Here is a 24,149-nt window from a genome sequence, read left to right as displayed (position 1 = left end):
GCGCTGTACTCAAGTTCGGAGAAGGTGGCTTGCATGGTCGGTCACGAGCGTGAGGCAGGGCGTCATTATCTCAAAGAGCGGCTGCCGACGGCAGGCGTCGGCTGGTTTCGATTAAATCAGTGCTTCCTTAGGTGCAAAATATGGTTTTATTGTTGTGCATAGGGGTTCGGTGATGCTTGTTGAGTTCCGAGTGGAGAACTTTCGCTCCCTGCGTGAAGAGCAGGTGCTCAGCCTTGTCGCCTCCAAGGACAAGACGCGGCAGGATACGCACACGGTGAGCACGGGCCTCAAGGCTGCTCCCAGCGTGCTGCGCAGTGCCGCCATCTACGGCGCCAATGCCAGTGGTAAGTCCAACCTGATCAAGGCGCTCCAGTACATGCGCGGCGTGGTTGCCGAATCGGCAACTGTCATCCAGCCAGGTCAGGCCTTTGCCGTACAGCCATTCCGACTCGACGCGCAGTCGGCCAAGGAGCCCACGGCCTTCGAGGTGACTTTCATCATCGACGGTGTCCGCTATCAGTACGGCTTTTCGATGACTCCCCAGCGTATCTTCAGCGAGCACTTGCTGGTTTATAAAGCCTTCAAGCCCCAGCGCTGGTACGAGCGTCGCTACGATGCCCAGGCTGGCAAGGACGTGTATGACTTTGGCCCCGGCTTGAAAGGACCGAAGAATCTTTGGGAAGGTGCGACCCGTCCGAATGCGTTGTTCCTGTCGATGGCTGTCCAGCTCAACAGCGAGGCGCTTCGTCCGGTCTTCGACTGGTTCGTCAATGGACTCGTGATCTTCAACGAGCAGGCACAGCTTAACCCTCAGGTGTCCATCCAGATGCTGCAGCAGGCTGAAGGCCGTCGGCAGATCTGTGACTTCTTGTCAGCCGCCGACATCAGCATTTCAGACATCGAGGTGGTCACCCGCAGGGTGCCTGGTCAGGCCGTGCATTTTGATCTGGTCGCTGGGAAGACCGAAGTGCGCAACGAGGAGGTCGAAGAGCACCAGCTGCGTTTCTCCCACGTGACCGAGCAGGGCCAAGCTGTCTTTGACCTGATGGATGAGTCCAACGGTACGAGAAACCTGCTGTTTCTCGCTGGTCCTGTGCTGGACATCCTGCGCAAGGGATTGACGCTGGTGATCGACGAGTTGGACACCAGCCTGCACACCCTGTTGGTGCGTGAGCTCGTGTGGCTGTTTCACCGTCCCGAAATCAATACTGGCGGTGCGCAGCTGATTTTCACCACCCACGACACATCGCTTCTGGATGCCCCGGATCTGTTCCGGCGTGACCAGATCTGGTTCGTGGAGAAGGATCGTAATCAGGCCTCGGAACTGGTGAGCTTGTCAGAATTCAGCCCGCGCAAGAACGAGGCCCTCGAGCGTGGTTATTTGATGGGCCGCTATGGCGGCATTCCCTTCCTCAACCACACGCTGGGGCGGCATCACTGATGGCGCGCGACAATTCCCCGAAAGAGCGCCAGCGTCAGCAGCTCGAACGCAAACTGGCGCGACGCGCCAGCTATGACCGGATCCTGATCGTCTCGGAAGGCAGCAAGACCGAGCCCAACTATTTCGGCGAGATCCGGCAGGCCTACCGGCTGCACACGGCCAATGTCGAAGTTCGACCCAGCGAACTCGGTACCGCCCCCATCCAGGTGGTGCAGTACGCCAAGGCTCTTTTCGAGCTCGGCGACAAGCACAAACACATCCAGCCGCGCGCATTCGAGCAGGTGTACGCCGTTTTTGACCGCGACGATCACGGCAGCTACTTCGATGCCTTGACGATGGCGGAGTCGCTTGACGGCAAACTGAAAAACGACAACAAGCAATTCGTGCGTTTCCAGGCGATTGCCTCCGTGCCGAGTTTCGAGCTTTGGCTGCTGCTGCACTACGAGGACATCCAGGCGCCGCTTCATCGCGATGAGGTCATGCGTCGCCTGAAAATCCACATCCCCGGTTACGAGAAAGGGGCGACGCGCGCATTCAGCATCACCCGGGAGCGGTTGGCCGTGGGCACGCAACGTGCCCGGGCGTTGGCGGCCAAGTTCAATGCGCGTTCAGTGCCCGAGCCCTTCACCGCGATTGTCGACTTGGTCGAACTTCTGACGCATCTTCGCGCGGGAAAATAAAAAAACAGGGCTTGCGTTTGTCGTGCCCTGAATGCACGGTTGTCACGCTGTGGCCACCGCCCCCCGCATCAGCGCGATTCCATGCGCTCCATGCTCACAGGCCTTGCCGAGCAGCTCGGGTTTCATCCCGCCGAGCGCATAGACCGGCAGCGGCGACTTGTCGATGAGGCGGGCGAATACTTCCCAGCCGATTCCGCTCGCTTCCGGGTGCGTGCGCGTCGGCAGGACGGGGCCGAGCAGGGCGAGGTCGCAGCCGAGTTCGGCGGCGCGGCCAGGCATCTCACACCGTCGCAACTGGCCGACAGCCTCGGGCTCGACGTCAAGACCGTCCGCCACTGGATCGATTGTCCGTATCAGCAGCGTGATCGCGTGCAGCGACCGAGCAAACTCGACCCGTTCAAGGGACGTATCGTCGGCTGGCTCGACGCGGCTCCGCTATCGGCGCAGCAGGTCTTCCAGCGCCTGCTGGAAGCTCGTCGGAATGCGCATTATTGCGATTTTCGTTTATTTCGTTTATCGTCGCAGGCCGACGCAAGAAACAGCCTTCAAGGAGAGCACGATGACCACGACCCAACTACCGCGGACGATGCCTACGGCCGAAGAGGTGGCGCTGGCTCGCGAGAGCGGGCGGGCGCTGTCGGCCTACCTGCAGATGCGTTCAGAAACCCAGCAGATCGAGATATTCGATGACAAGGGCGCGGCACACCCCGTGCGCGTTCCGATGTCGGCACTGCGTCTGCTGGTGGATGTGCTGACCGAGATTGGAGAGGGCAACGCTGTCAGCATCATCCCGGTGCATGCCGAACTGACTACCCAGGAGGCGGCTGATGTCCTCAACGTATCGCGCCCTCACTTGGTGAAGCTGCTCGAAAGCAAGGAGATCCCCTTCCACAAAACGGGTACCCATCGCCGCGTGCGCTACCAGGATGTGATCGCCTACAAGGAGCGCATCGATGCCGAACGGCGCAAAGCCCTGGATGCACTGGCCGAGCAGGCTCAGGAACTGGGGATGGGTTACGAATGAGTTCGCACTTCACGGTCGTCTATGACGCGTGCGTGCTCTACCCAGCGCCGCTGCGGGATCTGTTGATGCGGCTGGCGCTCACGGACCGATTCCGTGCGCGCTGGTCAAATAACAACCCAAGACCGCTTACGAGTTTCTCGACATCCTGCTCAAGCAGGGGCTGACGCAAACCGTGTCGATCCTCAAAGACTGGAAAGTCGCCTTCTGAAAAAAACAGGGCTTGCGTTTGTCGTGCCCTGAATGCAAGGTTGTCACGCCGTGGCCGCCGCCCCCCGCATCAGCGCGATCCCGTGCGCTCCCCACTCGCAGGCCTTGCCGAGCAGGTCCGGCTTCATCCCGCCCAGCGCATAGACCGGCAGCGGCGAGTTGTCGATGAGGCGGCCGAATTCTTCCCAGCCGATTCCGCTCGCTTCCGGGTGGGTGCGCGTCGGCAGGACCGGGCCGAGCAGGGCCAAGTCGCAGCCGAGTTCGGCGGCGCGGGCGAGTTCTTCGGCGTCGTGCGTCGAGGCGCCGACCCAGGCGAAGTCGGGGCGCTGGGCGATCTGGCGCAGGCGGGCGGACGAGAGGTGGACGCCGTCGGCGCCGACCGCGCGCGCGATGCGTTCGGCCAGCGTGCCGCACCCGTCGCTTTCGTAGCCTTCGCCGTCGCGACCCTCACTGCCGTCGTCGTTGATCAGCACGCGCACGCCGCCTGCCTTGCGCGCGAGGCCAACGACGCCGGCGGCGAGGCGGAGTCTTTCGGCGAAGGGCAGGGTCTTGTCGCGCACCTGGACGATGCATTCGCGGCAGCGGCCGTCTGCGGCGAGGGCACGCGCGAGGCGCGCCAGTTCGCCGTCGACGCCGTTCTCGGCGGCGTTGCTGATCAGCACGAAGGGCGGCAGTTCGAGCGCGCGCAGGATCGGGCCGTTGGCGGGAAGGATCGGCGCGACCGGCGATTCGGCGCCGGGGGCGAGCCAGGCGAAGCCGCTGTGCTCGATCGGCGCGATCTCGCCGTGCCAGGATTCGACGCGGAAGAAGCGGATGCGTACGGTCGCGTGCGGGTAGACGAACTGCCGCGTGAGCCACGGGGTGGCGCGCTCGACCTCGATGCCGAGTTCCTCGTGCAGCTCGCGGTCGAGCGCCTGGCGCAGCGTCTCGCCGGGTTCGACCTTGCCGCCGGGAAATTCCCAGTAGCCGGCGTAGACCTTGCCTTCCGGGCGCTGCGCGAGCAGGAATTCGCGGCGGCCGTTCTCCGGGTCGTCGCGCAGGATGACGGCGGCGGCGACTTCGACGATCTTGATGTCGGGTACGCTCATGCGTCGTCTCCGCTGCGCGTGGCTGCGCCGTGCGTTCCCGCCCAGTCGCGCGCGAACTGCCAGGCGACGCGTCCGCTGCGCGAGCCGCGCAGCAGCGCCCAGTTGAGCGCGTCGCGTTCGGCGGCGGCGATCTCGTCGTCGGGGCAGCCGAAGTGCCTGAGCCAGTGCGCGACGATGTCGAGATAGGCGTCCTGGGCGAAGGGGTAGAACGACAGCCACAGCCCGAAGCGGTCGGACAGCGAGACCTTCTCCTCGATCGCCTCGCCCGGATGGATTTCCTCGCCGATCCGCTGCGTCTCCAGGTTCTCGGCCAGGTACTCGGGCATCAGGTGGCGGCGGTTCGAGGTCGCGTAGATCAGCACGTTCTCGGGCGGTGCCGCCAGCGAGCCGTCAAGGACGACCTTGAGCGCCTTGTAGGCGGCCTCGCCGGCGTCGAACGACAGGTCGTCGCAGAAGACGATGAAGCGCTCGCGACGGCCGGCGATCTGCTCGACGATGTCGGGCAGGTCGACGAGGTCGGCCTTGTCGACCTCGATCAGGCGCAGCCCGGCGTCCGCGTATTCGTTGAGCAGCGCCTTGATCAGCGAGGACTTGCCGCAGCCGCGCGCGCCGGTGAGCAGCACGTTGTTGGCCGGGCGGCCGGCGAGGAACTGGCGCGTGTTGGCGTCGATGCGCGCCTTCTGCTCATCGATGTCATGCAGGTCGGCCAGGCGGATCGCCGGCACCTGGTGCAGCGACTGCAGCCAGCCACGGCCGCGACCGAGGAGGCCGGAGGCACCGTCGCGGCGCCAGCGGAAGGCGACCGCGGAGTCCCAGTCGGGCGCGGCGGCGGCTGGTGGCAGGAGGGGTTCGAGGCGTTCGAGCAGGTGCTCGGCGCGGACGAGCAGGCTCGCCAGGCGCTCCATCGGGTCGTTCATGGTGAGGGGTATACTGCGCGGCTACGAAAGCCGGACACTGTAGCCAAAGCATGAACAAAGCACAATTCGGCGCCATGCCCGCGGCGCCCGCTCCGAGGACCCTGCGCCGGCGCGCTCCGGCGGCGCTCCTGACGGCGTTTGCCTGTCTGCTGCTCAGCGCCTGCGCCGGGCTGCGCCCCGCGACTACCGAACCGGCCGCTGCAGGCTGCGCGCCTTGCCCCGTGTGTCCGGTCTGTCCGGCGCCGCCGCCACCGCCGGCGAAGCCCCTGCAAGCCGCAAGCTGGGCCGACCTGCCCGGCTGGGCCGACGAGGACATCGGCGCCGCCTGGCCCGGTTTCCTCGCTTCCTGCCGCGCGCTCGCCGCGCGCCCGCAGTGGCCGCTGTGGCGGCCGGCCTGCGACGAGGCGAAGACCCTCGATCCTCGCGACCGGGCGGCGCTGCGCGCCTTCTTCGAGTCGCGTTTCGCGCCCTACCTGCTCACCAACCCGGACGGCGGCACCAACGCGCTGGTCACGGGCTACTACGAGCCGCTGCTGCGCGGCGCGCGCCAACCCGGGCGGCGGCATCCTTACCCGCTGCTGGCGCCGCCGGACGACCTGCTCACCATCGACCTCGGCGACGTCGTCCCCGAGGTGAAGGGGCTGCGGCTGCGCGGGCGGCTGGTCGGCAAGCGCGTCGTTCCCTACTACTCGCGCGCCGAGATCGTCAGCCGCGAACAGGAGTACCGCGAGCGCGCGCTGTTCTGGGTCGACGATCCGATCGAGCTCTTCTTCCTGCAGATCCAGGGTTCCGGCCGCATCCGCCTGCCCGACGGCGGCATGGTGCGCGTCGGTTACGCCGACCAGAACGGCCACCCCTACCAGTCGATCGGCCGCGTGCTGATCGAGCGCGGGCACTTGAGCGCCGATCAGGCGTCGATGCAGGGGATCCAGGCCTGGGCGCGCTCCAACCCGGACAAGCTCAACGAACTGCTCAACAGCAACCCGAGCTACGTCTTCTTCCGCGAGCTGAACACCTCGGTGCGCGAGGGCCCGCCCGGCGCGCTCGGCGTGCCGCTGGTGCCGGGGCGCAGCATCGCCGTCGACCCGCGCTTCACCCCGCTCGGCGCGCCGGTCTTCCTGGCGACGACGCAGCCGAATTCGAGCGAGCCCCTGAAGCGCCTGGTGCTGGCGCAGGACACCGGCGGCGCCATCCGCGGCCCGGCTCGCGCCGACTTCTTCTGGGGCTTCGGCGCCGAAGCCGGCGCCCAGGCCGGCCGCATGAAGCAGGGCGGCCAGATGTGGGTCCTGCTCCCGCCCGGCCTCGCCCCGAAACAGTGAACCATCACGGGGTCAGGTCCCGAATTGTTGCATCGGGGGATCGATGCAACATCACGGGGGTCAGGTCTCGAATTGTTGCATCCCGGGATCAATGCAACAATTCGGGACCTGACCCCGTGCTTGTTCACTCGTCCATCACCGCTCCGACCGGCGGCCAGCGGCCCTCGTCAGCGCGCTGTCGGTACCAGCGATGCATCGCTGCGTCGTCCACCGCATATTCCCCGCGTGCCGACTTCCAGACCAGCGCGGGGATGCGTTGCCGCAGGGCCTCCAGCGCGTTCTGGGCTTTCTGCGCCGAGACGCGGTCGCCGGTCTTTTCCTGGTAGAAGCGCAAGGCCTCGCCGTCGTAGGGGCGGAAGCGTTGTCCTTGCTCCAGCAGGCGCCAAAGCACTGCCTGCTCCAGCGGCTTCAACCCGAGATAGGAAGACTCCATCTGCGCTTCGTCGTCGGCCTGGCGCTCGCGGGCTGACTGCAAGACCGCAACTTCGAAACGGCCGTCCCCATCAGCGAGCGGGCTCAGCGCCTGACCGAGTGCTTCCATGAAGAACTGGGGACGATAGCCGAAGCCTTGAAAAGCCGAAAACAGCGCTTGCGTATCCACCGGCTTCAGTTCGGGTCGCTGGCCCTCGATCAAGCTTGCAATGTGCGCGATGAAGTCGGGACCCAACTCGGGCATGCGCTGAATCTGCGAACCGTAGAACGGCGCGCCGTTGGTATTGACAAGGCGGAGCAGCTTGTCGCGGTCCGATCCTGACATCACCAGCATGAGATTGGTCTTTCCCGGACGGTTCAACTGATCGCGCGCAGACTTCAGCGACGCCATAGCCGTCTCGCCCGCTTCGCTGGTCAGGGCATGCTGGGCTTCGTCGATGATCAGCGCCACCGGCGCTCCGGCGGTTTCGTGCAAGGCGCGGAGTGCGTCGGGCAGGGTGGTGCCGTCGATCTGCCCGATCTTGCGCGTGTCCAGCTTGAATCCGCCTACGCTCAGGCTTTCCAGTCCGCTGGCTTTGGCCGCCCTGGCCACGAGTCCGAGATGGGACTGCAAGGCACGACCGATCGCCTCGGCGACCAGTCCGCCCGGGTCTCGACGCAGGTCGGACCAGAGGTCCACGTAAACAACCACGACATCCTGCGCCTCAAGCTCCGGTCGCAGATCGAGTTGCAGGAAGGTCGATTTGCCTGTGCGACGCGGCGCCGCCAGAAAAATGCCGTTCGGCGCATCACTGAAGACGGTCTCGCCCTTCAGGGCTGCCACCAATTCCCGTGCCAAGGCGCTGCGAGGGTAGTGGATCATCGAATTATCCGTTTTTATCCATGTATAGATAATTTATCTTTTTCTGGATAAAAAGCAATAAAACGGCATCACGGGGTCAGGTCTCGAATTGTTGCATCCCGCGCTCGATGCAACAATTCGAGACCTGACCCCGGGCTTGGTGCAGCCTGCACCGCTGCGGTGCCTCGGCTGCGCACTTCCGTCCGTCGTGGTGCATGTCCGGCAGGCCGGGCACGTAGTCGCTTGCTGCGCCGGCTTGCGCGCGGCAGGAACGTCTTTTGCTCACGTCTTCCCATCTGATTTCCGGGAGGCGCCATGGAAGCGCTCAAGACGGGCGGCGACGTCCTTTTCATCCTGCTCGGCGGCATCATGGTGCTGGCGATGCACGCCGGCTTCGCGTTTCTCGAAGTCGGCACCGTGCGCAAGAAGAACCAGGTCAATGCGCTGGTGAAGATCCTCGCCGACTTCGCGGTGTCGACGATCGCCTACTTCTTCATCGGCTACGGCGTCGCCTACGGGATCCACTTCTTCGCCGGCGCCGAGACGCTGATGGCGAAGAACGGCTACGAGCTGACCAGGTTCTTCTTCCTGCTCACCTTCGCTGCGGCGATCCCGGCGATCATCTCCGGCGGCATCGCCGAGCGCGCGCGCTTCCATCCGCAGCTGGCGGCGACCTTCCTGATCGTCGGCTTCGTCTATCCCTTCTTCGAGAGCATCGCCTGGAACCATGCGTTCGGGATCCAGGACTGGCTCGCGAAGACATTCGGCGCCGGCTTCCACGATTTCGCCGGTTCGGTCGTCGTGCATGCGATGGGCGGCTGGATCGCGCTGGCGGCGGTGCTGCTGCTCGGCGCGCGCCGCGGCCGCTACACGCGCAACGGCATGGCCGCGCACCCGCCGTCGTCGATTCCCTTCCTCGCGCTCGGCGCCTGGATCCTCACCGTCGGCTGGTTCGGCTTCAACGTGATGAGCGCGCAGACGCTCGACAAGATATCGGGCCTCGTCGCGATCAACTCGCTGATGGCGATGGTCGGCGGCACCCTGGTCGCGCTGCTGGTCGGCCGCAACGACCCGGGCTTCGCGCACAACGGCCCGCTCGCCGGGCTGGTCGCGGTGTGCGCGGGTTCCGACGTGATGCACCCGATCGGCGCGCTCGTCGTCGGCGGCGTCGCTGGCGGACTGTTCGTCTACATGTTCACGCTGACCCAGAACCGCTGGAAGGTGGACGACGTTCTCGGCGTCTGGCCGCTGCACGGCCTGTGTGGCGCCTGGGGCGGTATCGCCGTCGGCATCTTCGGCGACCCGCGCTTAGGCGGCGCCGGCGGGGTCGCCTTCATGTCGCAACTGCTGCTGACCGGGCTCGCGGTCGCAGTCGCGCTCACGGGCGGCGGCGCCGTCTATGGCCTGCTCAAGGCGACCCTCGGCATCCGGCTCGACCAGGAACAGGAATTCGAGGGCGCCGACCTGTCCATCCACAAGATCGGCGCGACGGCCGAGCGGGAGACGAACTGGTAGGTCCGACAGGAAACGGTCACGTCTGTCGGGCTGATGTGCATTGCATCCTGAGACGTCTCGGCAACGGAGCGTTACGAAGTATTACATACTTAATGACATCCAGATGGTTGCCAGAGGCGTTGGATGCCTTACGGTGCTGCACATTGTCGGTGCCGAAGTCCGGACAACTCATCCAGGAGATAAAAATGCTGAAGAATGTCATCGCTCTCGCCGTCGCCGGTTTTGCAACGCTTGCTTTCGCGCAAGGTACGACGCCCGCCACTCCTGCCACTCCCGCAGTTCCGGCCACCAAGGCGACCGCGCCGGCCCCCGCCGTTGCCGAAAAGAGGCATGAAGCGCCTCAGGCTGCCGAACCCGCCAAGGCAGAAGCCAAGCATGAAGCCACTGAAACCAAGGGCGAGCATGCGAAGAAGGTGAAGCACGAAAAGAAGGCCAAGCACGAACGCAAGGGTGAAGCGACCGATGCTGCGCCCGCCGCTGCACCCAAGTAAGCCCCGGCAAGCCAACGCATGTTTGGACGAACCCCCGGCAAGCCTGGGGGTTTTCGCTTGTGGGGCTTCCGCCCCCTGTTTCCCTGCGCTCAGATCGTCGCACTCGCGTCGCGGCCGAAGGCCGCGTTCAGCAGCCGCGGCAGGGCCGTTCCCGCCGCCAGGCGCAGGTTCCAGTCGCAGGCGTCGTCGAGCGGGCTGCCGCCCGGATTGACCTGAATCACCCTGGCGCCGGCGCTGCGCGCGAGGAAAGGCAGCTGGGCCGCGGGCATGACCACGCCCGAGGTGCCGACCGCGAGCAGCAGGTCGCAGTCACCGGCCGCGGCAAAGGCGCGTTCCAGCGCGTCTTCGGGCAGCGACTCGCCGAACCAGACCACGCCCGGACGCATCGGGCCAGCGCAACGAGGGCAGCGTGGTGGCGCCAGCAGGCGGCCGCCCTCGGGCTCCTGCGGCACTGCCTCCGGGAAGCTCCATGGATGCGCACAGGCAAAGCAGCGCGGCGCGTGCAGGCTGCCGTGCAGGTGGATGACACCCGTGCTGCCGGCGCGCTCGTGCAGGTCATCGACGTTCTGCGTGACGAGGGTGAACTGCTCGACCCGTCCTGCCAGCGCCGCGATCGCCCGGTGCGCGGGGTTCGGACGCGCCTGCAGGGCCTTCATCCGGCGCCACTCGTACCAGCCCCAGACGAGTTCCTGGTTGCGGCGGAAGGCCTCGGCAGTGGCCAGCTCCGCCGCGTCGAAGCGTTGCCACAGCCCGCCGAGTGCGTCGCGGAAGGTCGGGATGCCGCTCTCCGCCGACACCCCGGCGCCGGTGAAGACGACGACGCGCCGCGCAGCGCGCAGGGCAGCGACAAGTTCGGCAGGCAGCGGGGCGTCGCTCATGCCTTGCGCCAGGTCGTCCACGCGATCAGACCGCCGAGCACCTGCATCGCGCAGATGGTCATGACTGCACCGGGCCAGCCCCAGCCCTCGTAGGCGAGCCCGGCGAGCAGGGTGCTGACGGCGCCGCCGCTGTAGTAGCCGAGGTAATAGAGGCCGTTGGCGAGCGAGCGCCCCTCGCTGACGCTGGCGGCGATGAAGCTGATCGTCGTCGACTGGCAGACGAAGACGCCGACCGAGCACAGCGTCAGCCCGAGCAGGATGGTCGGCAGCCACGGCGGCAGCGTCAGCAGCAGGCCGCCGGCGGAAACCGTGAGCGCCACCAGCAGCGCCTTGCGGAAACCCCAGCGCACGACCAGCTTGCCGGCCATCGGCGTCACCAGCACGCCGACCAGATAGACGCAGAAGACGTTGGCGAGTCCCGACGACGACAGATTGAAAGGCTCGCCGGCCAGATGCAGGTTCACGTAGGTGAAGCTGCCGACCAGCGCGAAGAGGACGCAGAAACCGACCGCGCAGGCGGCGAGCAGCCGCCGGTTGCTGAGGTGCCCGCCGAGCGTGCGCAGGGCGGCACGCACGTCGCGCCGGGGGACGAACGAGCGCGAGCGCGGCAGCCGCCAGAGGACCAGCAGCGCGCCGGCGAGGTTGAGCAGGGTGAGGGCGACGAAGGCACCGCGCCAGCCGAACCAGTCGCCCGCGTAGCCGGTGATGAAGCGGCCGGCGAAACCGCCCATCACCGTGCCGCCGACGTAGGTGGCGACCGTGCGCGTGACCGAGACGCCCGGGAACTCCTCGGCGATGTAGGCGAGGAAGACGACGACGATGCCGGGGACGGCAAGACCCTGCAGGAAGCGCAGCAGGGTCAGGGTGTGCAGGCTGTCGGCGAGCGGGATCAACGCCGTCGGTAGCGTCAGCGCGAACAGCGAGACGCAGATGACGAGCTTCCTGCCGATCGCGTCCGAGAGCATGCCCATGAACGGCGAGACCAGCGCGATGGCGAGCACGGTGGCGCCGACAGCCGTCCCCGCTTGCACCGGCGAGGCGTTGAAGTCGTCCACCACCAACGGCAGCACCGCCTGCATCGAGTAGACGTTGAGGAAGGCGAAGAAGCCGATCAGCCAGGCGAGCGCGGGCGATGCCCGGGTGCCGTCACCGAGCAGGAAGAGGCGCAGGGAGGAGGGATTCACACGGGTCCAGGGCTTTCAAGCGGAAGAAGATATTAGCGTGAAACTGCGAAGGGATAGCGCAAAGGCGCCTGGAGCAGACGCCTGTCATCGCGAGCCCGCAGGGCGTGGCGATCCAGTGCATGGGGCTGAATCGTGTCGCTCGTGGATAGCTGGTAAAAGCGCTGGGACAGAGGAACGAACTGGATTGCCACGGCGCTACGCGCCTCGCAATGACATCATTGCTGCCAAAGCGCTGGCGCGCCTTGCAATGACATCATTGGTGCCACAGCGCTGGCGCGCCCCGCAATGACGGAATCGACGACGAATTACGGGGACATTCTATGCAGTCGCGGCGTCAGTTCCTCCCGGCGAACCGGCGGCAGTGACGACCACCCGCTGCTGCTCCGAGTCCGCGTAAAGGACCAGGCTTCCCGGCTCGACGTCGGCGACGTGCAGGGTGGCGGACCATTTGCCCGCTTCCGGCAGCAGTTCGCAGAGGCGGTTGGGCAGGCGGCGGATGGCTTCCGCGTCGATCAGGTTGCCTGCGCGCTCCGGGAAGAGCGCGAAATAGAGCATCTCGGCCTCGATCAACTCGTTGATGAAGTGCGTTCCGAGCGACACGTCGGGGATCAGGTGCGCGTGCATGGCGACGATCTCGCACAGCGCGGCGACGTGATTGATTTCGCTGAAGGTGACCGGGATGCCCAGCCACGGGTCGCTCGAACCCCAGCGGCCGGGGCCGAGCACGAGCAGCGTGCGCCCGGCGCTGGCGCGGTTGATGCGACCGATCAGGCGCGCGATCGACAGCCGCTCGGACTGGTTCAGCGCCGCGTAGGCAGCGGGCGTGACATGGACGATCCGGTCGGGGCGGATCACCCGGCTCGGTCCGATCACCGCCCCCTGCGCGCTGACGAGCCGCGCCAGGTCGGCGGGAGGTTCGACCGTGGCGCTGCCATCGACGTTGCGCACCTGCATCGGCCGGCATTGCAGCAGGTTGATGCGCTGGCCGCCGCCGGGAACGACGTTCAGCGCGAACTCGATCTCGACCGGATGACGGTAGGCGGCGTGCAGGCAGGCGAGCAGCTGGCGCATGTCGGCGACGAAGGAAGTCTTCTGCAAGAGGCCGTCGAAGGTCAGGAAGGCCGGCCGCCCGGCCTCCTCGCGGGTGGTGAACAGCTCGAAGGGAAAGTCGCTCGCGTCCTCGGTCAGTTGCGCGAACGGACCGGTGGTGAGCGCGCCCGCCTCGAGGTCGATCGCGTCCATGCGCCGCTGGGCGACGCGGGCAATCGCGCCGAAGTTGCTGTCCGGTCGCAGCTCGGGCGCATTGAGCGCGACCAGCCGCGTGTAGTCGTCGTCGCTGCGGTCGACCGCGCGCGTGCCGAGGCCGGCGACCAGGCGCACGACACCGGCGTTCATGTCGATCTTCGGGTTCCAGCGGTAGGGGTTGAACGAGAGGCCGACGCCGGCCGCGTGCGGATGGAAGTAGCGGCCGCCGGCGCTGCCGGAGACGCGCATGATCAGGAGCGCCATCTGCTCGTGCGCGGCCAGGAGTCCGCGCCGCTCGCGGTAGCGCAGCGCCTTCTCGCCGAGCGAACTGGCGTAGACGCGGCGGACCGCGTCGAGCAGCTCGGCCAGGCGCTCTTCGCGCGGGCCGCGGTTGGCGCAGAAGACGCTCTCGTACTGGCCGGCGAAGGCGTTGCCGTAGAGGTCCTCGAGCCGCGAACTGGAACGCACGATGAACGGCCATTCGCCGAAGTAGTCGAGCATGTCCTCGAACTGGTGCAGGGTCGTGCGCGTGAAGCTGCCCTGCATGATGCGCTCCTGCGCCTCGTCGAGATCATGCAGGAAGGTCGCCGGGTCGCTCTGCTGGCGGCGGATCCACCACAGGCCGTTGCGCACGAGGAAGGTGTCGAACACCTCGGTGCCGACGTAGAAGGAATCGTGCGCTTCGAGCTGCGCGAAGAGTTGCGGTGCCTCGCTGCGCAGGATCGCGCGCGCCAGCAGCATGCCGAGCGCCTTGCCGCCGATGCTGCCGTTGCCGATCATGCGCTCGCGCACTGCGAACAGGTCCTCGAGCCGCAGATGGCGCTCGATCAGCGGCGCCATCGCCGCGTCCTGCGGGAAGAGCAGCCGGGCGAGGCGCCTGAACCAGAAGGACTCGACCTCGGCGTCGCCATGCCCGAGGCGCCGGCTTTCGACGACCGCCCGCGCCGTCGCGAAGTGGCGCCGCCAGTGGCCGATGAAGCTGGCGTCGTCGAGTCCGCGCCAGCCGGAGCCGGCGAGGATTTCCGAGACGGTGCCGCTGTCCCTGACCGGCCGGAAGCGGTCGCCTTCTTCCCAGGCGTGGATCAGGTTCATCGCCGCTGCCGAGCGGTGCTGAACCTTGATCGGCCGGATGTAGAGGCGTTCGCGGCAGCGGAACACGTCGAGCAGGAACTGCGTCGTGTCGATGATCGTCTGCATCCCCGACGGCGCGTGCTTGTTCCGGTAGACCCCGAAGTAGGTCACGGTGTCGAGGTCGAACAGGCGCGGGCAGGTCAGGCGGAAGAAGTTGCCCATCATCCGGTCCGACTGCCAGGCTTCGGCGAGCTCGGACAGGCAGTCGAAGACGTACCAGGTCTCCGGGCCTGCCGCCTCGATCACCGAATGCACCTGATCAACGAAGGCGTCGAAACCGTCCGCCGGCCGCAGGGTGTGGATCTCGGCGCCGGAGCCTTCCGCGAGCAGCGGCGCGTGCGCAGCGAAGCGGAAATAGATCAGCCGGTGTGCCTGCCGGCGTGCCGCCGCGGCGTAGCGCTCGACCAGCGCCGCGTACGCGTCGAGCGACTCGATCTGCCAGACGATGTTGTCGCCGCGCTGCACGCCGCGCAGCACCGCATCGAGCCCGGCGAGGCCGGTGGTCGGGGTGAAGGACGAGGCTGTTTCCATGAGGGCTCCGGCGCTTGGTAAGGGGGTCTTGCCTAAGGGATAGCATAAGTCCTGTGCGGGTGAAGCGCCCATGTTCGATATGCTATATTCACAAACTGACCTTGAATGCCCGTTATCGGTGCGCAGACGGGAAACCCGCAGATCGATGCCCGCAAACCACTCCCCCGAGTTGCCAAACCTGGCCTCGCTGCCTGCACGGCTGCGCGCCGCAGGCTTGATCTATCCCTTGACCTTCGCACTCTGGGCGCTGGCGACGCTTGGGGTCTTGGCCTTCATCGTGCGCGACGGCATCGCCCATGCCGAGCGCGAATTCAGCGCCTACGGCACCGTCGTCGAGACGCAGCTGCGCGACAAGTTGCGCGCCAACGAGGCCGTCCTCTACAGCTTCGCCAGTTTTCTGGAGACGCGCAGCAAGGCCGACCGGGCCGATGTGGCGGAGTTTGCCGAATCGATCCGCGAGCGCTACCCGCACATCTACGAACTGCAGGTGAGCCGCCGCGTCGCGCGCGCGGAGGTCCCTAATTTCGTACCTGTATCCCATTGCGCAAAGCCGCCGCCGCGTCGCGCGCGCGGAGGTCCCGGCGTTCGTCGCTGCCATGCGCCGTGCCGGATATCCCGACTTCCGCATCCGCGAATATACGGTCCAAGAGCCACGTGAAGTCGCGCTGGGCGAGCGCGACGACTATTATCCGATCGTCCTGATCGTGCCGGAGCGCCCGGAATCGAGGGGGGTGATGGGTTTCGACATCGCCGTGCGCGATCCCTTGCGCGAGGGTTTGCGTCATTCCGAACGGGCGGGGGGCGCCGTCAGCAGTGCGCCCTTTCCGCTGATCGAGGGCGGTCTCGGCTACCTGATGTACCGCTCGGTGACCCGCAGCGTGGCGAGTACCACGAACGCCGCCATCCATGCGCTGCTCGTGGTGCGCGCCGAGGATCTGGCGCCGCCGGCGGCCGCGCTGCCGGCGAACGTCAGCCAGCGCATCGTGCATCGCGGTGACGGCGATGAGCTTGCGCGCCCATTGTTCGAGTTCGCCGCGGCACCGGCCGACGGCGTCTCGCGGTCCTTGCTGCCGCAACTGAAGTTCGAGCGCGAGCTCGACGGCTTCTCGCAGCCGCTCACGCTTTCCCTCGAACGCCAGTTGCGCATCTCCGACCTCGCTCTCGACGCGCTGCTGCCGGCAGCGCTGGCCTCCGCGCTGTTGCTGGCCTTGCTGCTCGCCTACCTGCGCGCCCAGGCGCGGGATCGGCAGGAGGTCGAGTCGCTCGCCTTGCGCCTGCAGACGCTGTCGGCGGGAAGCTTCGAAGGGGTAGTCGTCGCCGAACTGGGGCTGATCCGCGATGCCAACGAGCAGTTCGCGCAGATTCTCGGCTACGAGCGGGAAGAATTGATCGGGCGCCACATCGACGAGTTCATCGTTCCCGAAGACCGTGAGCTGGTGATGTCCAACATCATGGCGGGGCGGCCCGTCAGGGGGCTGGAGCACGGCTTGATGCGCAAGGATGGATCGATCCGTATCGTCGAAGCCAATGCGAAGACCATCGCGCAGGCGGGTTCGCCGATCCGGCTGTCGGCCGTCCGCGACATCACCGAGCGCAAGCGGGTCGAGCAGGAACTGCGTGACAGTGAAGCCCGCCTGCGGCTGGCGGCCGAGGCGGGGAGCTTCGGGATCTTCGAGCGTGACTTCGAGGCGGGAACGGCGTTCTGGTCGCCGGAAGTCTGGGAGATACTTGGCCGGACCCCCGCGGCAGAGCCGCCGCAGATCAGCGCCATGTCCGAGCTCTTCCATCCGGACGATGTCGCTGCGATGAGGGCGATGTACGAGCGCGCGCTCGATCCCGACGGTGAGGGCAAGCTCTACTCGACGCTGCGCATCGTCCGGCCCGATGACAGCGTGCGCTGGTTGCAGGTCAGGGGGAAGACGGAATTCGTCGGCGAAGGGGCGCAGCGCCGCCCGGTTCGTCTGCGCGGCGTGGTCGCCGACCTCACCCGGCTCAAGCGGGTCGAGCAGGCCTTGCGCGAGAGCGAGCAGGACCTGAAGCGGGCGCAGGCGGTCGCGGCGATCGGCAGCTGGCGCATGGATATCAAGAGCAACGTGCTGACCTGTTCGGAGGAAACCTACCGGATCTACGGCATCGCCGAGGGGACGCCAATGAGCTACGAATCGATGCTCGCGCGCGTGCATCCGGAGGACCTTGAGTTCGTCGACCGCGAGTGGCAGGCGGCGCTGCGCGGTCGTCCGTACGACATCGAGCACCGCGTGCTGGTCGATGGCAAGCTGAAGTGGCTGCGCGAGCGCGCCGAACTCGAGTTCGCTGCGGACGGCTCGGTGCAGGGCGCATTCGGCACCGTGCAGGACATCAGCGACCGCAAGCAACTCGAGGAGGACTTGCGTCGGGCCAAGGAAGCCGCCGAAGCGGCGACCCGGGCCAAGAGCGCCTTCCTTGCCAACATGAGCCACGAGATCCGCACGCCGCTGAACGTCATCAGCGGCATCGGCGAACTCCTGCGCCTCGACATCACCCATCCCGGGCACCGGCGCAAGCTCGATGAGCTCTGCGCCAGTTCGGAGCATCTGCTCGCCATCGTCGGCGACGTGCTCGACCTGTCCAAGATCGAGGCCGAGGAACTGACCCTCGAGTGCGTTGAATTCCGCGTCGAGACCGTGCTCGACCGCGTCATGCGCCTGTTCGAGGACCGGGCGCGCGAGAAGGGCCTGGTGCTGACAGCGGGCCTGGCAGCGCCGCTGCGCGAAATGCGGCTGCAGGGGGATCCCTTGCGCCTGTCGCAGGTGCTCATCAACCTGGTCGGCAACGCCATCAAGTTCACCGAGCAGGGGACGGTTCGTCTCGGCATCGCCTGCGGCAGCGAGGGTGTGGCAAGCATCGCGCTGCGCTTCTCGGTCGCGGATACCGGTTGTGGCATCGACCCGGAGGCGCAGGCTCACCTCTTCCTGCCCTTCACTCAGGGCGATGCCTCGACGACGCGCCAGTACGGCGGCAGCGGGCTTGGCCTGGCGATCAGCCAGCGCCTGGTCGCGCTGATGGGGGGCAAGCTCGAGCTCGTCTCCGCCGAGGGGGCGGGTAGCACCTTCAGCTTCGAGATCATCCTGCCGCGGGTCCTCGACGGCGCCGCGCCGGCGAAGCTTCCTTCCGCGCTGCCGGCGATCGACTTGTCGGGCAGGCACATCCTGCTCGCCGAGGATCATCCGCAGAGCCAGGAGATCATCCTCGAGATGCTGGAAAGGATCGGCTGCAACGCCGACGTGGCCGCCGACGGCGTCGAGGCGGTCGAGTGCGCGCGCGCGCGCCACTACGACCTCATCCTGATGGACATGCAGATGCCGCGGATGGACGGCCTCGACGCCACGCGCGCCATCCGCGCGCTGCCCGCCTACCGCGACACCCCGATCATCGCGCTCACCGCGAACGCGTTTGCCGAGGACAGCCAGCGTTGCCTGGCCGCCGGCATGAATGCGCACCTCGGCAAGCCGGTGACGCCGACCATCCTCGCCAGGGTCCTGCGCCAGTGGCTGCCCCTGCCGGCCGCCGATCTGGCCACCGCGCCGGCCGCCGATCCGGCCTCACCCGCTGCCGCCACTTTCCCGGCAGGCACCGGCAGCGCGGAACGCACGCCGGAGCTGAAACTGCAACGCACCCTGACGCGCGTTCCGGGGCTGGAGGTCGATCCCGAATGGCAGTCATCGACCGAGCAACTCGTCTATTACCGCTCGCTGCTCGATCGCTTCCTGCTCTCCAGCAGCGACGACATGGTGAAGTTGCGTGCGCACCTCTCTGCCGGCGAGAAGGAGGCCGCCCGTGTCCTCGCACACCAACTGAAAGGGATTGCCGGATTCGTCGGCGCCCGTAAGGTCGCCGCCAAGGCCGGCGCGATCGAGGAGGGGCTGCGCAGCGCTGCCGACGCATCCGCGATCGAGACGCTGGCGGGCGAATGCGCAGCCGAACTGCAGCGCCTGGCGCAAGCGCTCAGTGCGTTGCCGGTCCCGTCCCGCCAATAACTCCCCGCCGCGCAACCCGTCTGTCCCGAGCACAGGTCGATCTGCGAAGGGGGTGTCGGGTGCGGGCGAATTTTTACAACATCTTTATGCGGCAATCGAGAGAATGCTCGGTTCGTCGCATCCGCGGCTGCCTGTGGCTGCTTCGGCCTGCGCCTTCCGGAGTCGCAGAAAGCATGTTTTTGCCATGAATTTCGATCGTTTCACCCCGGCGCAGAAGATCCTGCTCGGCCTCGCGGCTTGCTGCCTGACGACCCTCATTGCCGTGCCCTTGAGCAGGCTGCTCGATCAGGCCAACATGGTCATGCTGTTCCTGCTCACCGTTCTGCTGGTCGCCGTGAGCCTCGGGCGCAATGCAGCCGTCGGCGCTGCCGTGCTCAGTGTCGTGCTGTTCGACGTCTTCTTCGTCGAGCCGCGCTTTTCGCTGGCGGTCAGCAATCTCCAGTACCTCGTCACCTTTGTGGTGATGCTGGCGACGGCACTGATCACCGGCCATCTGGCGGCCAGCCTCAAGCAGCAGGCGCGTGCCGCCGAAGCGCGCGAGCGAGCGACCCACGCGCTCTACGAGATTGCCGGTCAGCTCGCCGGGGCCCTGAATCTGCAGCAGATGGGCGAGATCGTCCGCCACTTCGTGGCGACCGAACTCGCCGGCGACGCGCTGCTCTGCCTCGGCGCTGCGGCGCCGGCATCCCACGATCACTGGTTCGATGCCTCGCTGGCCGAGCGCGCCCAGGCGAGTGCTGCGCCGGTCGACGACCCCTCCGGGCGGAACGTCCGCTACCTGCCGCTCGCCGCGCCGATGGCGATGCGCGGGGTGCTCGCGGTCCGTTTCGCGCACGCCGGGCGCCGACCGGCAGGCGCCGATCTGGCGCTGCTGCAGGCGCTGGCCTCGCTGGTCGCGGTCACGGTCGAGCGTCTGCATTACGTCGAGGTCGCCCAGCGCACCGAACTCGAGGCTGCAGCCGAACGCCTGCGCAGTTCGATCCTGTCGGCGCTTTCACACGATCTGCGCACGCCGCTGACCGTGCTGGTCGGCCTGGCCGACTCCCTGTCGCTGTGCGCGCCCGCGTTGCCGGCACCGGCGCTCGAAACGGCGCTGGCGCTGCGCGAACAGGCCGAGCGCATGGCCAGGCTGGTCGGCAAGCTGCTCGACATGGCGCGCTTTTCCGCCGGCAGCGTGCGCCTGCGCGCGGAGTGGCAACCGCTGGAGGAAGTGGTCGGCAGCAGCCTGAAATTGCTGGGAGCGGCGCTTGGCAGCGAGCGCGTACGCATCGACCTGCCAGCCGATCTGCCGCTACTGCGCTTCGATGCAGTGTTGATCGAGCGGGTCCTGTGCAACCTGCTGGAGAACGCGGCCAGGGTCTCGCCCGCGGGTTCGGAAATCGGCATCGATGCCCGCCTTGCCGGCGACTTCGTCGACATCGCCGTCAGCGATTGCGGGCCGGGCTTTCCGGAGGCGGCGACCGGCACGGGATTCGATGCCTTCGTGCGCGCACAGCAGGCGCCGGGCAGTTCCGGAACCCGTCTCGGTCTGGCCATCTGCCGCGCCATCGTCGACGCCCACGGCGGCCGGCTGCGTGTCGACAACCGCCCCGACGGCGGCGCCGTGGTGATCGTCAGCCTGCCGCGCGGCGTGCCGCCGGTGCTCGAACCGGAGGTCCCTTGAGCGATCAACGGCCGACCGTCCTGCTCGTCGAGGACGAGGCGCAGATCCGCCGTTTCGTCGGTCTGGCGCTCGCAGACGAGGGCTGCGCGGCGGTCGAGTGCGGGTCGCTGAGCGAGGCGCGCGCAGCGCTCAGGCTGCGAGCGCCCGACCTTGCCATCGTCGATCTCGGTTTGCCCGACGGCAGCGGGATCGAGCTCGTGCGCGAGCTGCGCGGCTGGTCGCCGGCGCCGATCCTGATCCTCTCGGCGCGCAGCGAGGAACACGACAAGATCGATGCGCTCGATGCCGGCGCCGACGACTACCTGTGCAAGCCCTTCGGCGTCGGCGAACTGCGCGCGCGGGTGCGGGCCCAGTTGCGGCGCCGCCCGCACCCGGTCGGCACTTCGCCACAGATGAGCTTCGGCAAGGTCACGGTCGACCTGTCGCTGCGCCAGGTCACGCGCGCCGGCGAACCCGTACACCTGACGCCGATCGAGTACCGTCTGCTCGCCACCCTGATCGCGCATCCGGGGCAGGTGCTCACCCAGCGCAAGCTGCTGCGCGAGGTCTGGGGACCGGCCTATGTCGAGAGCAGCCATTACCTACGTGTCTATGTCGGCCATCTGCGCCAGAAGCTGGAAGACGATCCGGCCCGGCCGCGCCATTTTCTGACCGAAACCGGCGTCGGCTACCGCTTCGTCGCCTGAATCCGCGATGCACAGCCGTTACGGTCCCGTCCTGCGCGCGCTCGGCATGATCGTCATGCTGTTCGGCCTGACCCTGCTGGCGCCGGTGATCCTCTCCTGGGCCGTCGACGACGGCGCGCAGAGCGCCTACGACGAGACCTTCGCCCTGACCATGACCTGCGGCGCCCTGCTCTGGCATGCGTTCCGCGACGACCGCCGCGAACTCAAGGTGCGCGACGGATTCCTGATGGTCGTCCTGGTGTGGACCCTGCTGCCCGCGTTCGCCGCGCTGCCGATGATGATCCAGCTCGGCATGAGCTTCACCGATGCCTACTTCGAAGCGATGTCCGGCCTGACGACGACCGGTTCGACCATCCTCTCGGGTATCGACCTGCTGCCGATGTCGATCAACCTGTGGCGCCATCTCCTGGTCTGGATCGGTGGCATGGGACTGATCGTGCTGGCAATCGCCATCCTGCCGCTGTTCGGCATCGGCGGTCGGCAGATGTTCAAGGCCGAGACGCCGGGACCGATGAAGGATGACAAGATGACGCCGCGCGTCGCCGAGACGGCGAAGGGGCTGTGGCTCGTCTATCTCGGTGTCTCGATCGCCTGCGTCTTCGCCTATCGCTGGGCCGGGATGAACTGGTTCGACGCCTTCTGTCATACCTTTTCGACCATGGGACTCGGCGGTTTCTCGACGCACGACGCGAGCTTCGGCTATTTCGATTCGCCGGCGATCGAGGCGGTCTGCATCTTCTTCATGCTGGTCGCCGGGATGAACTTTGGCACCATGTATCTCGCGCTCAGCGGACGCTCGCTTCGCCCCTACCTGCGCGATCCGGAAGCGCGCTGGTTCATCGGCGTCACGCTGTTCAGCATCGTCGCCGTCAGCGTCTTCATCTGGCAGCAGCAGGTCTATCCAGAATTCCTGACCGCCTTGCGCCACGTCGCCTTCAACCTGGTCTCGATCGCGACGACGACCGGACTGGCCAGCGTCGACTACGCGCAGTGGCCGATCTTTGCCCCCTTGTGCATGCTCTTCCTGTCGAGTTTCGTCACCAGCGCCGGGTCGACCGGTGGCGGCATCAAGATGATCCGTGCGCTGCTGCTCTACAAGCTGGTGTACCGCGAAATGGTGCGCGCCCTGCACCCGAAGGCGGTGCTGCCGATTCGCGTCGGTGACCAGGTCGCGCCGCAGCCAATCCTGTACGCCGTCCTGGGCTTCAGCTTCCTGTACATGCTGAGCATCGCCGCGATGACGCTGCTGCTCTCGTTGAGCGGGCTCGACATCATCTCGGCGTTCACCGCGGTCGTCGCCAGCATCAACAACACCGGGCCCGGTCTCGGCGTTGTCGGGCCATCGACGACCTACGCGGTGCTCAGCGACTTCCAGACCTGGGTGTGCACCTTCGCCATGCTGCTCGGTCGCCTCGAGATCCTGACCTTGCTGGTTGTGCTGACGCCGGCGTTCTGGCGCGGCTGAGCGTCAGCGCCCGTCGATCCTTCTCGCCTCGATGTAGAAGCGCTTCTCGTGCGCCTCGCCCATCGAGAAGGTCTTGCGCGGCAGGGGGCCTTCGCGCACGACCATTTTGAGCAGGTCCGACTTGCTCACCTGCGGCAGGTGGAAACCGACGCAGTCGCCCGAGAGCGACTGGCGTTCGAGCACGTCGTCGCCGTGGATGTAGTCGACCTCGGTGGCGCCGCCGCGCGAGATGAAGTCGTCGATGAAGGCCTGGAAGGTACCGACCGCGAGCGACGAGGACGGAGCGGCGACCTCTATCACGCTGAAACGCTCGCCCGGGCCGATCAGCCCGGCGGCGTGCCGCTCGGCGGGTGTCGCCGCCAGCTGCGCGCGCATCGCTGCCGCCGAAGGCTGCTCGGTGCATGAGCAGCGCTCGCCGAAATACTCGGCGAGCGCCCGGCGCACGTCGGTGCCAACGCCGAAGAGCAGGCGGTGGATCGGCGCGAATTCGAGCGCGGGGTCGTGGATGTTGCCCACCTCGACCAGCGCGTAGCGGCAGGGATGGTCCATGCCGACCGAGTCCTTGACGCTCTCCCAGATCGACTTGGCGGTGGCCAGCGAGTGATTGCCGTCGCCGACGGCGAACAGCAGCGGCGGCGTTCCCGGCGCGACGCCATAGCGTTGCGCGAAGGTCCCGGGATCGACGAGGGCCGAGAGCGCCTGCTGCAGGCGAGCGCTCTCTGCGTCGCCGATCGCGTAGCCGGCGACATGCCCGCCGCCCTGCATCAGCTCGGTCGCGTACAACTGTGTGAGCTGCTCGCGTCCGGCGGCGATCGGCTCGATCACCGTGCCTTCGGGATCGTCGATCAGCACGAGGATGTGCGGCAGTTCGAGCTCGGCACCGCGCCGCACCTCGATGCGCGGCGGCAGGCGGGCGACGATCGTGCCTTCGGTCGGGCGGATCAGGCTCCTCGATTCGGGGCGGAAGTCGAAGTGTTCGAGGTCGATTTCGAGCATCAAGCCGCGCCGGACGCGCCCGCCGATCGTGCGCTCGACGTAGATGGCGCCCTCGCGTTCCTGCAGCAGTCCGGCAGCGAGGTAGTCGCGCATCGTCTGCTGGATGCGGCGGATGCGCTCCGCGGCGTCGGCCGCGCCGAGGTAGGCCTCGGGGAAGATCAGGTGCAGCGTCGAGGGCGAATCGCCGACGGTATCTGCGACCTGCTGCCAGTATTCCGGCTGCGAGGTGTATTGGTCGCAGGCGATCACCGCCCATTTCTTCAGGTCGATGTGCGGCGCCGGCAGGCAGATGCGCGGCAGGCGGAAGCCGGTGGGAGCGTCCATGGTCGGGGAATGGGAAGTGGAGACGCTGCATTGTACCCATTCGTGCATCGCCCATTCGTGTCATGCCAGTGCCTC

The 24,149-nt window shown here is 66.9% G+C and carries 19 protein-coding genes and 1 pseudogene; 12 read left to right on the top strand and 8 right to left on the bottom strand.

From position 1 onward, the window contains the following. Positions 1 to 172: 172 nt before the first annotated feature. Positions 173 to 1,441, top strand: a complete 1,269-nt coding sequence (locus CCR84_RS05935) for an AAA family ATPase (protein ID WP_201210529.1) — start codon at positions 173 to 175, stop codon at positions 1,439 to 1,441. Further along, positions 1,441 to 2,121, top strand: coding sequence for an RloB family protein (locus CCR84_RS05930; RefSeq protein WP_201210527.1), 681 nt, complete (start codon positions 1,441 to 1,443; stop codon positions 2,119 to 2,121). The genes CCR84_RS05935 and CCR84_RS05930 overlap by 1 nt, the downstream gene beginning before the upstream one ends. A gap of 42 nt (positions 2,122 to 2,163) precedes the next feature. On the opposite strand, the gene CCR84_RS05925 is transcribed toward CCR84_RS05930, so the two are convergent. Further along, positions 2,164 to 2,400 carry a thiamine phosphate synthase gene (locus CCR84_RS05925; RefSeq protein WP_201210525.1) on the bottom strand — a complete coding sequence of 79 codons (237 nt, stop codon included), beginning with the start codon at positions 2,398 to 2,400 and terminating at the stop codon, positions 2,164 to 2,166. A gap of 280 nt (positions 2,401 to 2,680) precedes the next feature. On the opposite strand from CCR84_RS05925, the gene CCR84_RS05920 reads away from it, so the two are divergent. Both CCR84_RS05920 and CCR84_RS16960 read left to right on the top strand, forming a co-directional pair. Next, a complete protein-coding gene (locus CCR84_RS05920; RefSeq protein ID WP_201210523.1) occupies positions 2,681 to 3,145 on the top strand; it encodes a helix-turn-helix domain-containing protein in 465 nt (154 codons plus the stop codon). Positions 3,146 to 3,269: 124 nt separating this feature from the next. Next, positions 3,270 to 3,353, top strand: a pseudogene (locus CCR84_RS16960) (hypothetical protein); the annotation flags it as partial. A gap of 43 nt (positions 3,354 to 3,396) precedes the next feature. Here CCR84_RS16960 and CCR84_RS05915 read toward each other — a convergent pair. Beyond that, positions 3,397 to 4,440, bottom strand: coding sequence for a Nudix family hydrolase (locus CCR84_RS05915; RefSeq protein WP_201210522.1), 1,044 nt, complete (start codon positions 4,438 to 4,440; stop codon positions 3,397 to 3,399). Next, a complete protein-coding gene (locus CCR84_RS05910) occupies positions 4,437 to 5,345 on the bottom strand; it encodes an ATP-binding protein (protein WP_201210535.1) in 909 nt (302 codons plus the stop codon). The genes CCR84_RS05915 and CCR84_RS05910 overlap by 4 nt, the downstream gene beginning before the upstream one ends. A 62-nt stretch (positions 5,346 to 5,407) precedes the next feature. Between CCR84_RS05910 and mltA the strand changes: the two genes are divergently transcribed. Further along, the gene (gene mltA, locus CCR84_RS05905) at positions 5,408 to 6,676 is read left to right on the top strand and encodes a murein transglycosylase A (protein WP_242508567.1); all 1,269 of its coding nucleotides are present in this window, start codon (positions 5,408 to 5,410) and stop codon (positions 6,674 to 6,676) included. Between the two features lie 124 nt (positions 6,677 to 6,800). Here mltA and CCR84_RS05900 read toward each other — a convergent pair whose 3' ends face one another. Next, the gene (locus tag CCR84_RS05900) at positions 6,801 to 7,970 is read right to left on the bottom strand and encodes an ATP-binding protein (protein WP_201210520.1); all 1,170 of its coding nucleotides are present in this window, start codon (positions 7,968 to 7,970) and stop codon (positions 6,801 to 6,803) included. 294 nt (positions 7,971 to 8,264) lie between these two features. On the opposite strand from CCR84_RS05900, the gene CCR84_RS05895 reads away from it, so the two are divergent. Both CCR84_RS05895 and CCR84_RS05890 read left to right on the top strand, forming a co-directional pair. Next, positions 8,265 to 9,464, top strand: coding sequence for an ammonium transporter (locus CCR84_RS05895; protein ID WP_201210518.1), 1,200 nt, complete (start codon positions 8,265 to 8,267; stop codon positions 9,462 to 9,464). A gap of 185 nt (positions 9,465 to 9,649) precedes the next feature. After that, positions 9,650 to 9,955, top strand: coding sequence for an amine oxidase (locus tag CCR84_RS05890; protein WP_201210516.1), 306 nt, complete (start codon positions 9,650 to 9,652; stop codon positions 9,953 to 9,955). 89 nt (positions 9,956 to 10,044) lie between these two features. On the opposite strand, the gene CCR84_RS05885 is transcribed toward CCR84_RS05890, so the two are convergent. The 3 genes from CCR84_RS05885 to CCR84_RS05875 all read right to left on the bottom strand — a co-directional run bounded on the left by CCR84_RS05885 (position 10,045) and on the right by CCR84_RS05875 (position 14,924). Next, positions 10,045 to 10,833 (bottom strand): SIR2 family NAD-dependent protein deacylase, encoded by a 789-nt coding sequence (locus CCR84_RS05885; RefSeq protein WP_201210514.1) that lies wholly within the window; start codon positions 10,831 to 10,833, stop codon positions 10,045 to 10,047. Next, positions 10,830 to 12,017, bottom strand: coding sequence for an MFS transporter (locus tag CCR84_RS05880; RefSeq protein ID WP_201210513.1), 1,188 nt, complete (start codon positions 12,015 to 12,017; stop codon positions 10,830 to 10,832). The genes CCR84_RS05885 and CCR84_RS05880 overlap by 4 nt, the downstream gene beginning before the upstream one ends. 318 nt (positions 12,018 to 12,335) lie before the next feature. Further along, the gene (locus CCR84_RS05875) at positions 12,336 to 14,924 is read right to left on the bottom strand and encodes a PEP/pyruvate-binding domain-containing protein (protein ID WP_201210512.1); all 2,589 of its coding nucleotides are present in this window, start codon (positions 14,922 to 14,924) and stop codon (positions 12,336 to 12,338) included. Positions 14,925 to 14,994: 70 nt separating this feature from the next. Here CCR84_RS05875 and CCR84_RS05870 point away from each other — a divergent pair, with 70 nt between their 5' ends. The 5 genes from CCR84_RS05870 to CCR84_RS05850 all read left to right on the top strand — a co-directional run bounded on the left by CCR84_RS05870 (position 14,995) and on the right by CCR84_RS05850 (position 22,754). Next, entirely contained in the window at positions 14,995 to 15,582 is a 588-nt protein-coding gene (locus CCR84_RS05870; RefSeq protein ID WP_201210511.1) for a hypothetical protein, read from the top strand. Continuing rightward, positions 15,521 to 18,940, top strand: a complete 3,420-nt coding sequence (locus CCR84_RS05865; protein WP_201210510.1) for a PAS domain-containing protein — start codon at positions 15,521 to 15,523, stop codon at positions 18,938 to 18,940. The genes CCR84_RS05870 and CCR84_RS05865 overlap by 62 nt, the downstream gene beginning before the upstream one ends. A gap of 184 nt (positions 18,941 to 19,124) precedes the next feature. Further along, complete coding sequence (locus CCR84_RS05860; protein WP_201210509.1) at positions 19,125 to 20,603, top strand: DUF4118 domain-containing protein; 1,479 nt, start codon at positions 19,125 to 19,127, stop codon at positions 20,601 to 20,603. After that, positions 20,600 to 21,289, top strand: coding sequence for a response regulator (locus CCR84_RS05855; protein ID WP_201210508.1), 690 nt, complete (start codon positions 20,600 to 20,602; stop codon positions 21,287 to 21,289). Before CCR84_RS05860 ends, CCR84_RS05855 begins: the two co-directional genes overlap by 4 nt. A gap of 7 nt (positions 21,290 to 21,296) precedes the next feature. Further along, positions 21,297 to 22,754 carry a TrkH family potassium uptake protein gene (locus CCR84_RS05850; protein ID WP_201210506.1) on the top strand — a complete coding sequence of 486 codons (1,458 nt, stop codon included), beginning with the start codon at positions 21,297 to 21,299 and terminating at the stop codon, positions 22,752 to 22,754. A gap of 3 nt (positions 22,755 to 22,757) precedes the next feature. Here CCR84_RS05850 and CCR84_RS05845 read toward each other — a convergent pair whose 3' ends face one another. Next, a complete protein-coding gene (locus CCR84_RS05845; RefSeq protein WP_201210505.1) occupies positions 22,758 to 24,074 on the bottom strand; it encodes a DUF1015 domain-containing protein in 1,317 nt (438 codons plus the stop codon). Positions 24,075 to 24,149 lie beyond the last annotated feature (75 nt).

Origin of the sequence: Rhodocyclus purpureus (assembly GCF_016653115.1) — a bacterium.
GTDB classification, from domain to species: Bacteria; Pseudomonadota; Gammaproteobacteria; order Burkholderiales; family Rhodocyclaceae; genus Rhodocyclus; species Rhodocyclus purpureus.
This window is presented reverse-complemented; position numbering and strand designations above follow the sequence as displayed.